This window comes from Rummeliibacillus sp. JY-2-4R (genome assembly GCF_053847205.1).
The window spans coordinates 1,660,299-1,675,945 of sequence record NZ_CM132623.1 but is presented as its reverse complement, the minus strand read 5'-3'; the positions used below and the strand labels follow the sequence as shown (position 1 = coordinate 1,675,945).

General features: G+C 37.6%; 13 protein-coding genes. 2 read left to right on the top strand and 11 right to left on the bottom strand.

The annotated features are described in order from the left end of the window. Positions 1–13: 13 nt before the first annotated feature. The 10 genes from ACWV26_RS08135 to ACWV26_RS08090 all read right to left on the bottom strand — a co-directional run bounded on the left by ACWV26_RS08135 (position 14) and on the right by ACWV26_RS08090 (position 12,320). Positions 14–1,948, bottom strand: a complete 1,935-nt coding sequence (locus ACWV26_RS08135) for a TOMM precursor leader peptide-binding protein (RefSeq protein WP_455898206.1) — start codon at positions 1,946–1,948, stop codon at positions 14–16. 11 nt (positions 1,949–1,959) lie between these two features. Then, the gene (locus ACWV26_RS08130) at positions 1,960–3,927 is read right to left on the bottom strand and encodes a putative thiazole-containing bacteriocin maturation protein (protein ID WP_455897842.1); all 1,968 of its coding nucleotides are present in this window, start codon (positions 3,925–3,927) and stop codon (positions 1,960–1,962) included. A gap of 179 nt (positions 3,928–4,106) precedes the next feature. Next, positions 4,107–4,340, bottom strand: a complete 234-nt coding sequence (locus tag ACWV26_RS08125; protein WP_455898205.1) for a hypothetical protein — start codon at positions 4,338–4,340, stop codon at positions 4,107–4,109. 694 nt (positions 4,341–5,034) lie between these two features. Beyond that, complete coding sequence (locus tag ACWV26_RS08120) at positions 5,035–5,169, bottom strand: hypothetical protein (RefSeq protein WP_455898309.1); 135 nt, start codon at positions 5,167–5,169, stop codon at positions 5,035–5,037. A gap of 381 nt (positions 5,170–5,550) precedes the next feature. Next, positions 5,551–5,679 carry a hypothetical protein gene (locus tag ACWV26_RS08115; RefSeq protein ID WP_455897841.1) on the bottom strand — a complete coding sequence of 43 codons (129 nt, stop codon included), beginning with the start codon at positions 5,677–5,679 and terminating at the stop codon, positions 5,551–5,553. Between the two features lie 15 nt (positions 5,680–5,694). Next, complete coding sequence (locus tag ACWV26_RS08110; protein ID WP_455897840.1) at positions 5,695–6,897, bottom strand: M20 metallopeptidase family protein; 1,203 nt, start codon at positions 6,895–6,897, stop codon at positions 5,695–5,697. A gap of 482 nt (positions 6,898–7,379) precedes the next feature. Next, entirely contained in the window at positions 7,380–8,300 is a 921-nt protein-coding gene (locus tag ACWV26_RS08105; RefSeq protein ID WP_455897839.1) for an HNH endonuclease, read from the bottom strand. A 258-nt stretch (positions 8,301–8,558) separates the two neighbouring features. Next, a complete protein-coding gene (locus ACWV26_RS08100) occupies positions 8,559–10,220 on the bottom strand; it encodes a MutS-related protein (protein ID WP_455897838.1) in 1,662 nt (553 codons plus the stop codon). 177 nt (positions 10,221–10,397) lie between these two features. Further along, on the bottom strand, positions 10,398–10,904 hold the full coding sequence (locus ACWV26_RS08095) for a flavin reductase family protein (protein WP_455897837.1): 507 nt from the start codon (positions 10,902–10,904) through the stop codon (positions 10,398–10,400). Between the two features lie 63 nt (positions 10,905–10,967). Next, entirely contained in the window at positions 10,968–12,320 is a 1,353-nt protein-coding gene (locus ACWV26_RS08090) for an MFS transporter (RefSeq protein ID WP_455897836.1), read from the bottom strand. A gap of 403 nt (positions 12,321–12,723) precedes the next feature. Between ACWV26_RS08090 and ACWV26_RS08085 the strand changes: the two genes are divergently transcribed. Further along, positions 12,724–13,791, top strand: coding sequence for an LLM class flavin-dependent oxidoreductase (locus ACWV26_RS08085; protein WP_455897835.1), 1,068 nt, complete (start codon positions 12,724–12,726; stop codon positions 13,789–13,791). 170 nt (positions 13,792–13,961) lie between these two features. Further along, the gene (locus tag ACWV26_RS08080) at positions 13,962–14,735 is read left to right on the top strand and encodes an IclR family transcriptional regulator (protein WP_455897834.1); all 774 of its coding nucleotides are present in this window, start codon (positions 13,962–13,964) and stop codon (positions 14,733–14,735) included. 54 nt (positions 14,736–14,789) lie between these two features. On the opposite strand, the gene ACWV26_RS08075 is transcribed toward ACWV26_RS08080, so the two are convergent. Next, a complete protein-coding gene (locus tag ACWV26_RS08075) occupies positions 14,790–15,590 on the bottom strand; it encodes an SDR family oxidoreductase (protein ID WP_455897833.1) in 801 nt (266 codons plus the stop codon). Positions 15,591–15,647 lie beyond the last annotated feature (57 nt).

Below are 15,647 nucleotides of genomic sequence, written 5' to 3'. Positions count from 1 at the left end.
TCCTAACCACTGGTTATGGGAACGGATGCGGATATGGATTTAGCTGTCCAAGTGTTAGCGGTTGTTCCTTAAACCCGAGTTCCATTGGCACCCGGAGCACCCTTTCAAGCCCTGTTATTCGGGTAAGATGTTGACCAAATGTCATTGGCAGCATCCCCGGAATAAGTACTTTAACACAAAACAGTCCGTTTTGTTTGATTTCCGGTGTCGTTTGGTCCACCACGATTACATCGAGGTTCAATCCACTAAATACCTGGAGAATATCCCGCAAATCATCCGTAAGGTCTGCATGCACTGCCTCCCATTTAAATTCCTCGTCAAACGTTCGCAATGGCCGACTATCATCCAACAAAAACTGTAGGCGTTCTTGCGCTTCCACCAACCCATACAACATCCCATGATCATCCATCTTCCGTACCAAGGAAGAGTCTTTCAACATTCGCACATACTCCTCCCGATTTACTTCTAACTTCTCATCAAGTATTTGCATCATGCCAGCCAACTCATGAATCGCACTTTTTGCCGCTCGTAATGGATCCAGATGAGCGCCCGCCGCACAGATGATATTCAAACCCACTTTTTCCCTGTTTTTTGCCAACACCAAAACGCTTGGAATTCCGTTCTCCATCGTCGAGTTATAAAAATAGAGATCATATCCACCAACCTCCCGCACACGGTCAATCATCAACTTTAATTCTTGATCGTTAGTAGAATAAGGATCAAGACGTGGGAGTGCCAGCTCTGCGTACCAAGTCATCAGGAATGAATCACGCTCTACAACTTCCATAATGCCGTAGAAAATGGCCTCCTCTATACTGCCGCCCACCGCACATCCATTGGAAGTTTCATAGACAAATCCCTCATCGTAGCCCAAGCTGTAATAAGCAAGCAACTCTGGAATCAGAATAGGACGCTCTTGCAAAAACGAATAACCCCAAACCCAATCGATGGAGCGGTCAGGATTGAACGGTTTGAACGGAAAATTAGGCAGTGCATACTGTTCCTTTGAATGCACACCTACTTTGAGAGGATTAAGCGCTCGGTCTTCCAGATTACGGAAGCTGTCATGGACCACTGTTCGTTTTCCACTTGGAGACAGGCCACAGTAACGCTCCAATCCCTCCAAAATAGCCGTGGACTCACTAACCTTGTATGAATGAGTTCGGCCTGCCACACCCTCGTCTCCCGTAAGCAACGGCAGATTAACACTTACATCGGCAAATGGCAGCCTGAGGTCATCCATTTTACCATTTAATAAACCAGTCCGCTCATTTAGATAATCTTTACTTAGAATATTATTCAGGTCATCCATGGAACGACAGCGGTAGCTGTCAGTACTGATCTTCAGACTAGATTGTAATGTAATTCGGGCTGCGGCTGGTGAATCATTGGGTAATCGACTACAGACCGGACATAACGGGTCAGGAAGAAACCGATGCCATGAACTCTTTAGCGATTTTAGATTGATTAAACATAAACGACCTTCCGAATAAGCCTGTTCCCCATCTAATATGCTCTGTATTTCTGCCTCGAGAAGGTGCGCCATTTGCAATAGTCCCGAACGCGATGCCCAAGCATCACACGAAATTCCGCCGTGAGCTTTAGCCTTAAGTCTCTGTTCCATCTCCCACATCTCTTTACGGTCTCTTCCGGCCATGATACGTCGCTTATCTGCACACTGGGAGCAGCCTGGTATTTCTGGGCGTACTAGTGGCCCAATCACTCCTTCCCCATATGAAACAAATGCTCGAAGCCAAGGTATGCCTGTTGGCCGCAATACCTCTTCCGATTTTTTATGAATGGAAGGATTCAAGGTATCGTGCAATACCAGAACCAGAGTAGTCGTTTCTGGTACTCCCGCCTCGAAATCGTAGCGGCGTATTACTTCGTATTGAGTGGATAGATCCTCACACACACGGTCAGCTAATAATCCTTCTCCAACAACCATCACGACGGCACTCACCGTAATCCTCCCTCATCTCGTAATAACACGCCAAACACCCCAGCGAGTCCCTCTTTCAAAAATGGCTCAAATGCTAGATCAAACACTAAAAGCCGTTTGTGATCCCGTTCTAGGATTTGTAAAGCAGACTGCAAAATCTCAGGCCTTTTCTTCTCATCACAAGCGGAGATAACAAGGCTTTGGGGTACCTTTTCTTCCAGTATAACGGATGAAACTTCCTGCGCTTGCACCGGATGGGACGCCGTAGAGCATTGTTCCTTCATAAGCGCCTGTTGTAATGCTTTTCGCAACGCCAATGTAATATTCAAATCTACGCCACCATACCAGCCGTCATTCGTTCCGACCCAAATGACAGGGAAACCGTTCACTTCCTCTCCTAAACCAATCGTCGGTGAGCCATGCATTGTGGCCAGTGATTCCAAATAAAACCGACAGCGTTCATCTTCTACTGTATCCAAATGCACCTTAGCAACCTGAATGTTTTTATTTATCAAATGCAGGCTTAGCTCTTTGTCCAAACACCTTTGCAATCCTCGACAAATACCTTCCGCAACCGTTTCCCCCGCTCCAACTCCGATGAATTCCTTTATTTCTACCACATTCTCCCCATTTTCCTGATATGAAGGTAGGGTTTCAACGAGTAGTTCAACCGCTCGTGACACATACGATTCTATCCCAGCCAGTCCCGCTTCCCTTCGTGCTTCCTCATGCGTCAGACCTGTACAAACAATGTCTGGTAAAAGCTCAGCGGGTCCCTTATGCAACATATCAACCGCTTGAACGCGGCACTGGGCTAAAGGTAGCTGCTTAAGATCTCCTTCCTCCCAAATATGAAAAATCCCTGATACTTCCGATGTCAACTGGTTGAAGTAAAGTAATAATCCATTCGTTTCTTCTTTGCTTAAATCTAGTTCAAGACGCACATCCAAATCTGTTACCCATTCGCAAGTAATGTGTTCATCCACCAACGGATGAGGCAAAAACGGATGCCAGTTTCCTTCCAATGTTTCTAAATCAAGCAGATAGAATTGGTTACTCTGTTCAGATTCGGTCACTCCTGTAATCTCTTTAAACAATTCAAATGTGATTACATTGGCTAACATTGCCCCTGCTGTTGCAGAGAAAGCGGTGAACTGTTGCTCTTTGGAAAGTACAGCTCGGTGTATACGCCTCCACGCAGACTCCCAACACCCTTTAGAGTCTGGATGCACTAGCGGCCCCGCAAGGCCTACCCGAGATTGGCATATAGCAGGGAGAAACACCTTCTTTTCTTCCCTACAAACCTTATGAAGAACTTGGAGTTCCTCAATATCGTCCTCCTGAGACACATATAATATCAAATCAAACGGTTGAACAATATCCCGCCAAAAACGTTTCCCCTCCTTCTGCAGGCTAACCTCTTCCACCTCTACCTCGGTGTCTGTTTTACGGGCATGTGCCACGAGTTCCATCAACCGCCGTCTATTGGTCGACACCGAGTCCGTGATTAGAATATGGAACTTGGGCAATCCGGATTCAAGTAATGAAGAAACCAATGAAACCAAAAAAGGACCCGCGCCAACTGCCAACACTTTTGCCTGACGATAGGTTTGAAATCGGTATGCACTCGAATCACCGAAACTGTCCAAAAACTCAATTTGAGAGGCATACCTATTAAGAACCTGATCCGACAATTGATGAGGAAGATCTTGGCTCACATCCCGAACATATTCATTTCGGTATAGCGCTTCAGCAATCTCATAGACACGATCTCGATATGGACCAGGCAATCCATCTGTCAAATCACCTAACGTGTACTTCCCGTTGAACATCGGTATCAGTTTTTCAATCCACTGAACGATCTCCTGACCTTCCACACGAAAAGAACTTTTATTATTTCGAAAATACACACCACTATTTGACTCGGGGAGAAAAAATGTGTCCCTTTTCACTTTCAGACGCATCGTAGGGGTCAAATTTGGCATTCCGTTCCTCCTTAACCATAGTTATTCCTAAGTGTATATGACTAACCTTACATCTTATGCACCGTAACTTGTTTCATATGTTTAACTTTAAAGAGAAAAGTCCCTGCAACAACTGCAGGGACCTTGGCAAACATGGTTTTTGTTTGAAATCTAGAAATATTAAGCGTGACCACGCCACCTTAGCGGCCACCTTCGCGACCACCGCAACGGAAACAATTAGAGCAACTAAAACAATTAGAGCAACGGAAACAATTAAAACAATTAAAGCAGCTAAAGCAACTAAAGCATCTAAAGCAACTAAAGCAACTAGAGCATCTAAAGCAACTAGAGCATCGGCCACCGACACCGCTAATACCGAGCTGCGCAACTGGAGCTGTAGGGCCATTTGGGTCCAAAGCAACGGTATCACTCATATTGAAATCTCCAATATTCAACATCTGGAGTTCGTTATAGAAATCATTCATTCTTGCCACCTCCTGAAATTAAATTAATAAGATGTGCTATGATCACAAAAGTGGAAACAAAATAAAAATGAACTAAAACAACTGGGTAATCGGTGAATTCGCTAGTTCTAATACATCTCCTAAACAATTTATGAACAATGGGTGGATGATGCTACTGATATCAATGCCTATTTATTTCGACCAGGCATAGAACATTTCAAAATAATTGCCACAATGGGTTATTCAGATAACGGAGAGCTCATACCAATTTATATGAAAACAGCGAAATTCGACTACTCTTAAGCAAATTATGTAAAAGAACGCAATATGAAAAATTCACTCTAATAAAACTGTGACTCAACGCCAAAGTGTGTTCTTGACATGAAAAATAATACAAAAAACACCTGTATTCTCTATAGTTGAAAGTACTACCTAACAACAAAAGAGGTGCCCCCCCTGTTTACAACGTTATTATTTTGAATAATGGCTATGTCGTTTCAATGTCAAAACCAATTAGTGAGGAATGGATATCTGATGACGAGTTTTTTGTCACTGAATCTGAAATTTAGGAGAATAATAAACTCTGTCAACAATTGAAATAAAGAACTTCGAATAAAAAAAACATAGGGAGATTTTAGCCTTCCTATGTTTGTTTTCATTCATATTATTTATCTGATTGTTTTTGCTTTTTTTTCAAATACTCCGCACGTATTTTTTCAAGTTGCTGCTTTTTATCAACTTTGGCAGGCTTGTGTTTTTCATGATACTTTGTCACAGCTACCTGACCTTTGGTATCCAATTGATATTTCCCCACTTTGTTCACCTACTTTTCTTATCTTTAAAGAGAATATATTCAACAAATATAATATACCTTATTTTACTGAAGTAAACCTTTTTACTTTATTAGTGTACTACCTAACCTTGCATATATCAGTAAAAACTTATTAAAATAATTCATAGCCAAATGGTATTCATTATACTTAACTTAACGACCTTAAATTTGCTGATTCATTTTAAAGTCATCAATCAAGTCGCTAATTTTAACTAAAACAAAAAACCTCTTCCAGTTATTTGTTATAAATAACTGGAAGAGAGTTTGATTTTTGAAATATAAATAGTTGTACATTAATCATTGATTTAGTTCTTAACAAACTGCGGTTAGACATTGATATGACTGCTTTTATAAAGTAACACGACCTTCATTTACACCACCATCTACTGCATGAATCGATTGTTCTTTCAATTCAGTAATAAAATCTTCTGGTTTATCTAAAAAGTGTACTAAATGATCAAATTGTAGCTGTACCATTTGTCCATCCCCCTTTTACTTTTCAAATAAATAATGCGCAATGATTGTGACGAAAGACTTTTGAATATCGAGCAATGCATGTTCATCGAAATCAAATTTTGGATGGTGATGAGGATATTGCGTTGCAGTATCGTTGTTATGTGATCCAATTTTGAAATACGTACCTGGTTTTTCAAGTAAGTAATAAGCAAAGTCTTCAGCGCCCATTGTAGGCTCCAAATCTTGAACTCGTTCTTCACCAAATTGCTTTTCGAAAAGACTTTTAACTAATGCCGTTTCTTTCGGATGATTGTAAAGTGCCGGATAGCCATGCAAGTAATCAATTTCAGCTGTTGCATGCGCAGATGATGCAGCACCTTCAACAATTGCGTAAATTTCCTTTTTTACTTTTTGACGGACATCCTCAGTCATCGTTCGAACAGTACCTTCGATGATTGCCGAGTCTGCAATAATATTGAAAGCACTCCCTGCGTGGAAAATACCAACTGTGACAACCGCTGGATCAAATGGATTTAAACGTCGGCTAACTACTTGTTGCAAGTCGCTGACGATTTTACCACCTAAAACGATTGAATCGATTGCTTCTTGAGGTCGAGCTCCGTGACCACCTAGGCCTTGTAGCGTAATTTTAAATTTATCTACCGCAGCCATTCGGTAGCCTTCACCAACGGAGATTTTCCCTACAAGATTTCCTGAATCGAGATGTACACCAAAAATTGCATCAACATTCTTTAAAACACCAGCTTCTATCATAAATTTAGCTCCACCAGGGGGTGTTTCCTCCGCTGGTTGGAAGATAAAAACTACTGTCCCATGGATTTTATCTTTGTGTTGCACTAATACTCTTGCAGTTGAAAGTAATGCAGCTGTATGACCATCATGCCCGCAAGCATGCATGGCCCCTGGGTTTTGAGATTTATATGGTACATCTTTTAAATCTGTGATAGGTAAAGCATCAAAGTCTGCTCTGAGTGCGATTGTTTGACCTTCATGAGCACCTTTTAAAATGCCGATTAAACCATTACCCCCTATTTGTTGTTTCACTTCTATACCAAAACTCTCTAACTTATTGGCAATAAATTTTGCAGTTTCTTGTTCTTGGAATGACAGTTCTGGATGTTGGTGTAAATGTCTTCGCCAAGAAACAGCCTCATCGAAATGTTGATCAATATCATTGAATATATTTTGTATTACATCATCATTTATTGAAATTGTCATGCAGACCCTCCATTTATTATATTATTCTTATAAATCCGCTGATATATAATATAAAATTAATATATCCCTAATTACAAATCAATGCTTTTTGAAAATTCTATTTATTTCTTATATAGAGAATTCAGAATATTTATGAATGCAATTTCCCTTCACATAAAAACCTGGTGATTTATTATAAAAATCACCTTTGTTATCCTCACACTATTAATATATAGAATATAATAATTTTATATAACTTTAAATCTTAATATGCTATCGTCTACATTTCCAATTTTCACGTAAGATGAAAACAAAAACAGGATAGTAAAATCTATCCTGTAAAGTGAAAAGCATATTTTATAATTAAAGCATGTTTATTTTAAAACACTGTTTAACAATTTAAACACATCATCAAGATTCTCTTTAGAATTTTAGTGCTTTCCACCATGAACAGCACCTTAAAATGGATAGCTAGACCTTAAATAACAGTTGAATTTTCTACACTAAACTAACACATTCTTCAAATGCCATTTCAAATATTTCTTATGTTCAGGTTCTACCTTTATGACAATATCCGGATTTATTAGATATCGAGCATAATCCTCTGCTGCGATTGCCGGTGAAATACGTATTTTTCCTTTTGCGTCAAAAGATATGTAGCCTTTTGTATATAAAGCGTCGTGATTTGCGCAAAGCAATAGTCCATTATAAGGATCCAGCTTTTCATCATTTGTACTGTCTTTCCAAGGTTTTGGGCGACTTACACGAAGCACATCGTTTAAGTGGATACCACATACAGGGCAGCTGGTTTGCCAAATAATTTCTAACTTTTCTCTTAACTTATGCTCATTTACGCGCATTTTCATTTTGACTTTTGATTCTGTATTTGTAATCAGTGGTGCAAGCGGATGATGCTCATTCAGTTCGATGGCATCTAAAGAAAATCGGAGTTGTTCCTTTTCCACTTTTATAATATTGGCTTCTCCTATTAACTCCAGCAATATAATTGTTAATTCATCATTGCTTGGATACAAATAACCCTGATTTCCAGTACCATTCGCTTGAAAAGCAGAATATTTAATCGGCAAAAACGGCTCGATTTCGCTGAAGTGGTCTTGAACATTAATGGTTGCCTCTAATTCATGGTATTCAAGAGATACTAAATAACCCATCTCTTTGTCATTTACACTATCGTTTTGTAATTCTTTTGGTCTCTCGCTGATTATGCAGTCTGTCGTTGCCACGCTGACTGCAACGATATAGCCATTCACATAATGAAAGACCACATCCCCTCGCTTCACGGTTCTCATTCTTTCCCAAGAATGCTGTGGATGCCCGCTTATATCTAATTGCGGTACCCATATTACGCCAGCTTCCTTTTCCTCAAAATATGTTCGACCTTGCATTACAATAAACGTATTCATAGCTGATCACCTATTTGTTAATAAATTGATTTAAATATATACGAAATTTATTTCATTTCTATTTATCAAAGAAGATTTTCGTCTTTTTGTAAAATCTCTATGAAAATCTATAAAGTATACATTTCAAAAGTACCTTCATATCCAAATACTTTTACCTTCTTCTATGATATCAGATGTTTAAGCAAACTGCTTTTCATCTAAACTTAACAGACATTTAAAAGCATTACTTCATTAGGAAATGGAATAACGATTTTACACTCAATTTATTTCCACCCATTCATGCTGCTCCGCAAAATGTTCTGCAATCCCGTTAGCATTCTTTACGATGGTTTCCGGGTAATTTAAGACATCAAGAAGCTTAATCGCATTTCTTGTTTTTGATGGACCTGAGTGAATTTTATAATCAAAGTGTACTTTATTATTTTCAATCGTTTCTTTGAAATGATAGTTTGTATAGGTTTTTCTTGAGATTTTGGTTAGTTCCATGTCATGGGATGCGATGATTGTCATTCCTTTATTTGATGAAAGCCATTGCATAATCGATGCGGATGCTGCAATGCGTTCAATTGTGTTTGTGCCTTTTAAGATTTCATCGATAAAAGAGATGAATGGTTTTTCTTGTGCACAAAGTTCTGTAATCCGTTTTAACGATTTGATCTCAGCTATAAAATAACTATCGCCATCAAAGACATTATCTGAAATGGCCATGGATGTGACGATATAACTTGGTTTCATCGTCCAACTTTCAGCTAGTACTGTATTAATCGTTTGCGCCAAGATAGCATTGATCGCTACTGCCTTGATATAAGTAGATTTTCCTGATGCGTTTGAACCTGTGATGAGCGTACTTTTACCAAGAGTTGATGTATTGGCAATAGGATTTACTATTAGTGGATGGATCATATTTTCAAATGATAGCTCTTCCTCTTCGCAAAACTTAGGATTGCAATAATTCCCAAGAGTTTTGCGATAAAATGCAACGGCAATCCCAGCATCAAGTTGTCCAATCGTTTCCCATAATCTACGATATTCTGCTTTGTTTTTTGAAATGGTTTTAACTATTTTATTGTAAGAAATGAAATCTAGTAAAAAGATGATTCGTACATATTCAAATAGTACATCGAATTCTCCATTTCCTTTTCCGATTGAAGCTATATTACTTAAAAATAATACTTTTTTAATTGGTTTCACATGATCTTTTAACTCATCCGCAATCGGTTGAAAGTCCGGATGATCAACAGCAGATAGACGCTTTCCCGTACTAATGATGGCTGCTAAGTAAGATGGAGAATAAATATGACTTTCTAATTGCGGTTTATTTTTATAATAAGTAATCGCATTAAGAAAAAACGCACCTATTAAACTCATAACCCCATAATAGATGTTAAAGAACATTATGGTGACAGCTAAAAATGGCAATAAAGATAGGAATATGTAGATGAAAACATTCTTAATATTCTTCTGCTCTTCAATGAAAAAAGAAGAGGAATTTGCATAATCTTGTTTTCCAAGTCCTGATAATATAAGGAGAATTTCTTCTCTTAGACCTTGTTTGCTCTCAAAAAGTCCGTATAGCTGTTCATTTTCTTGAAAATTGTTTTGTAAAGGATTAATATCTCGAAGCTGATTATACAAATATTCGGACCCTACTGAAGTTTGTGTGTAATTCAGTTTGTTGTATACTTCCTGTAAACTTAAATCATTCCAGGTCATCTGATCAATACCATCATATACTTCTTCACTATTTCTTTTATTCTCCCAATACATGGAGACTGATTGAGGTTCTTCGTGCCGAGCTACAAACCTTCCAGTATCCCATTCTTGCCTAAGCTTTTTTAGTTTTTTCTTTTTTGTGGTTAATAGATGGTATGTAAAAAATAGAATAATGATTATTGCTGTAAATAGGATTGGATTTTCCAATTTTCTATTACCTCCGATTCAAACATCTATTTAGATTATATCGAAGTTTGAATTTTCCGCAATTATTGAAGGTTATAGTTTACTAATATAAGAACAGTGCCTATCTCGCCCCATATAAAGTAGTTGAATCCTACAAATTGGAGGTGATAGGCACTTGAGATCAATCTATTCTGTTTTTTAACTATGGGTTAATGTATAAAATGATTCTGGAATGGATGCAAAATGGCGACGATGATATAACATTGGATCCTTTTCATCTTTTTGGATATGAATAACTTCCCCTATTAGAATCGTATGGTCCCCTGCTTCTACAGTTTGAGTCGTTTTGCATTCCAATACAGCAAATGTATCATCAATAATTGGCAGTTGGTTTTCTGAGAAATTCCAGCTGCATGCGCTGAAACGATCCACACCCTTACTTGAAAATGTCTTGCACAATTCTTGTTGATCTCCGGCTAAAATATGAACAGCAAATTTGCCACCTTCTACAAATGTTTGTAAAGTTGAAACTTTATGATCTATGCACCAAAGTACCATTAGTGGATTCATGGATACGGAGGCAAATGAATTGACTGTTAACCCTACTGGTTTACCTTCACTATCTGTTGCCGTTATTACCGTAACACCTGTTGGATAATTCCCCATCACTTCTCTAAATACTTGTTGTTTATCATTATTCGTCATATTAAAATCCCCCTTGATTTGAATTTTCAACAATTTATTTTTATAAATAAGAAATGTTGCTGATTATATTTCAGTCGTCATTTCTTTTTCGGAATACCATTCTTTTACTTTTTGCCCCGAGTATTTTTCTTGAACTAGACACAAGGCTAATGCACCGATGATTCCTGGTAAAGCAAATATGAGGAAGTTTTGATAAAATGGCAGCTTCATGGTGAGAAGTACCCCGCCAATTAAAGGTCCTGCAATAGCGCCCAATCTGCCAATTCCTAATGCCCAGCCAAGCCCACTTGAACGCATTTCAGTAGGATAAAATTGAGAAATATAGGCATTACATATAATTTGCGTTCCAATAGTTGTAGCTCCCGCGATGGCTACTAGAACATATAATAAGAAAATATTATGAACCCATCCTAGTAACGTTAAAGAAATAGCAGCTAATAAAAAGAATAGTAGTAAAACGGATTTAGGATTCCACCGATCGGCAAGTTGTCCTCCGAAAATTGCGCCGAAAATCGCACCTACATTTAATACTAATAAGAACATTAAGCTTGATACGGATAACCCCGCACCATCCATTAATTTTGGCAGCCAAGTATTTAATCCATAAATCATTAATAGGCACATAAAGAATGCAATCCAAAACATAATCGTACTTAAAGCTCGTCCATTTTTAAATAATTTTACAACTGGCATACCGATTTCTTTCGTTTTCATCTGTTCAAAATTTATGTTTTCATGATAAGTAAAGGTAGGGTCAATCTTTGTAAGGATTTTCCCCATTTTCTCTAATTCATTTTTCTTCAACAAAAATCTAGGTGACTCTGGAAGTGTTTTATAGATGAAAGGAAGTGCAAGTAACGGAAAAGCCCCTACCAAGAATAAAGATTTCCACCCAAATTGACCTAACATAGCGATAGCAAGTCCAGCAGCTAATATGCCCCCAACAGAGTATCCGCTGAACATAATGGATACTAATGTATTTTTCAGTGATTTTGGTGAATACTCCGTCATTAATGCAATCGCATTGGGCATGACACCACCTAAGCCAAGACCTGCGATAAAACGGCAAATCCCAAACTGAAATGGACTATGTGTAAAAACAATTAGACCGGTGAAAAGACTAAAAAGTGCAATACAAAATAAAATGACGTTTTTTCTCCCTATTTTATCGGCTAAAGGTCCAAAAATCAGGGCTCCAAGCATCATACCGATTAAAGCAACACTCCCTAATGAACCAGCCTGATTCGGGTTTAAGGACCATTCTTCCATAATGTTCGAAATAGCAGAGCCATAAATTACTAAATCATACCCATCAAATACAATGATAAATGCACACCAAAATAATACTAATCCGTGAAACCCCTTAAACTTAGACTGATCAATCATTGCTGCTACATTAAACGAAATCTTTTGCATTCCTTTCATCCCTCTTTTCTAATTATTTTATATTGCAGAAATACAATGTATTTCGTAGTGCCTTATGAAATCGAAAACAGTATACATATAAACATAATATATAAGAATATAGAAAATTCAGAATATAGTTATTATATAACAAGGATACTAGAAAAATTTGATGCTATTTTGTAAACAGCTTAATTCCCCAAAAAAGTTCACGATTAGTGAACTTAATTCAATGATTGCGTTTACATAAATAGATAGTAATGGATTCCTAAAGAATTGTAAACAAATTTTTATTGAAATATTCTAAATATTCACTTTACTAATCTATTTCATGTGTGTTATGTTATACAACAAGGAAAACGATTAGTGAATAACGTTCACCAGTCGTTAACAAATCTAAAGGGGTGCATTTGATATGAAAATAGGTTATTTCACATTAACAGATAATCCAATTGAGTATGGGGATACGCGAAAAGATCCGAATCAAATGATTTTAGATTTACAAGAGCAGTGTATATATGCGGAAGATTTAGGTTTCAATTCTGTTTGGGTGCCAGAACATCACTTTAGTGCATTAGGTGTTTTGCCATCACCTTCAATGTTTTTAGCAAGTGTTGCTTCAAAAACAAAGAAAATTAAGTTAGCACCGGCAACCGTGCTTTTACCAACAAGTCATCCAATTCGTATGGCAGAAGAGTATGCATTACTAGATTTATTAAGTAATGGGCGTGCGATTTTTTCTGCTGGACGCGGTTATGACAAACGCGAATATGATGTATTTGGGGTAGATTTCACGAAGAGTAGGGAGATTTTCTTTGAAGAATTAGATATTATTCAAAAAGCTTGGAGACAAGGAAAATTATCATTTGAAGGAAAGTATTTCTCATTCCCTGAAATTGAATTGACTCCAAAACCAGTTCAAGAACATCTGCCTATTTATGTAGCCGCTTTCAGTGAGCCATCGATTCGAAAAGCAGCAGAAATGGGTGAAAATGTTATATTCGCGCCATTTGCTGCGAATATGGTTTTTGGCACAATGGAAAATGCGATTAACACATTCAATGGTATTTCTAACCAATATGGATTTGCGAATAAAAAAGCAAGCTGTTCTTACTTTATCAATGTAACCGAATCAAAAGAAGAAACAGAACGCACAAAACGAAGAATGTTAAAATACTTTACTGGTTTAGTCCCAGCATTTCCTGAAGATCCATCAAAAGCTCCACCAAACATTCGTTATTTTGCAGAAATCGTTGAAAATCTGAAGTCAATGACGACTGAAAGTTTAAGCGATAAGAGCATTATCGTTGGGGATGCAGAGTACGTAACAGAAAAATTAAAAGAAATTGAAAAAACAGGATTAGATGAAGTGATTCTTTACTTTGACTTCGGTGGATTATCACATATCGAAACAATTGAAGCGATGGAACGCTTTGCAAAACATGTAATGCCTCACTTTGAACAAGAAAAAACGTTAGTTTAATAAAGTAGTTAAGATGGAAAAACGTAGATTCTACGTTTTTCTTTTCTTTTTAAATAATTATCGGTCCGTTCTCCCTCTATTAAAGAATTTATTATATACTAGTTTTCATAAGCGACATTGAACCACAAATAAACTATTTGGAGGTTGAAAGAAGTTAGAGGAGGGTTTATGTGTTAGAGGAAGAATCGAAGAGTAATGGAATACAATCGATTGAAGTAGGAATGTACATATTAAAGAAAATTTCAGAAGCTGGGAAGCCACTTTCTATTACCGAAATATCGATATTATGCGATACCTCAAAAAGTAAATTACACAGATACTTAACGAGCTTCGTTCGAACTGGCATATTAGAAAAAACGCAAGATACTAAGTATATATTAGGACCTGAATTACTTAGATTAGGATTAATAGCTCAAAGAAAACTATCGATTACAGAAATAGCATCACCCCACTTGATGTATTTAAAAGAAACGCTCAACGAGACAATCGCACTTGCAGTATTAGGACAAAATGGGCCGTTTTTTATAAGCTGGGAAGAAAGCAATGGACCCGTGAACATCGGAATTAAAGTAGGTTCAGAGGTAAGTGTGACACAAAGTTCAGCCGGCTTAGTATTTGCTGCATTCTCATCCAATGAGAAAATGAATGAGAAAATTCAACAAGAATTATTACAGGCTTCCCTGAGTTTTAATCAATTTGAAGAGAAAGTTGCTTTTTGCAAAGCAAATGGCTATGCCTATGTGAAAGGTACTACAATTCCAGGAATTAGCGGAATTGCTGCACCTATTTTCGATCAATCTTCGAAGTTAGTAGCTTCCCTAACAGTTGTAGGTCTTGAACAGTCATTAGATGTAACTGAAAATGCTGAACCCGTTCTTCTATTAAAAGAAAGAGCCGCCATGATTTCTAAGCTTTTAGGTTGGAATGGTTCTTTCTTCAAATAAAAATGCAAAAGTTCCGACATATGTTTAGGCCTTTTGCATTTTAGTTATTAATATCTAAACACCTGGTTGTGCTCCCCCATCTATGACAATTTCTGATCCAGTCATAGATGGTACTAAATTAGAAGCCAGCAAGAGAACGAAAGCGGCAATCTCATCTGGGTGAACCATATGACCAAGTGGAATGGAGGATAAAGTCTCTTTATTTTCTTCTTCGATGGATACCCCTTTTGCCTCAGCTCTTTGGCTAGCCAGTGTTTTTGCTCTTTCCGTTGCAGTGACGCCTGGAGAAATAGCATTAATCCGGACATTATGCTGCGCTAATTCTTTTGAAATGCCTCTTGTAAAGTTTATAAGCGCAGCGTTTGTTGTGCTTCCAGGCAGAAACATTGGTGTTGGCGTCCTGCCTGCAGCGCCAATAATATTAATGATGCGACCATCTTTTTGTTCCATCATATGAGGTGCAACAGCCTTCACCATTCGAATATATCCTAATAGCTTTAATTTCCATGCTTTAATAAAATCTTCATCTTCTAATTCTAAAAAAGAACCAGCCGGAGCAGATCCTGCACTATTGACAAGAATATCAATCCTTCCAAAGCTTCCTATTGCCTCATCAATTATTCTTTTTACCGTGTCAGATTCAGATAAATCACCTTGGACCGAAAGAATGGTTTGCTCATCTTGATATTTATTTATGCTTCGTAATTGATCAATAGCCTCTTCCAAGTTTTGTTGGTTTCTACCTATAACTATGACATTAGCACCTTCTTCAACTAGTGCTTTAGCACATGCAAATCCAATACCAGCACTGCCCCCTGTTACAATTGCATTTTTCCCTTTAAGTTGCAAATCCAAGATTGAAATCCCCTTTCTCTTTTCTCAATTGCAATCTTTCCTACCGGTACAAAATTC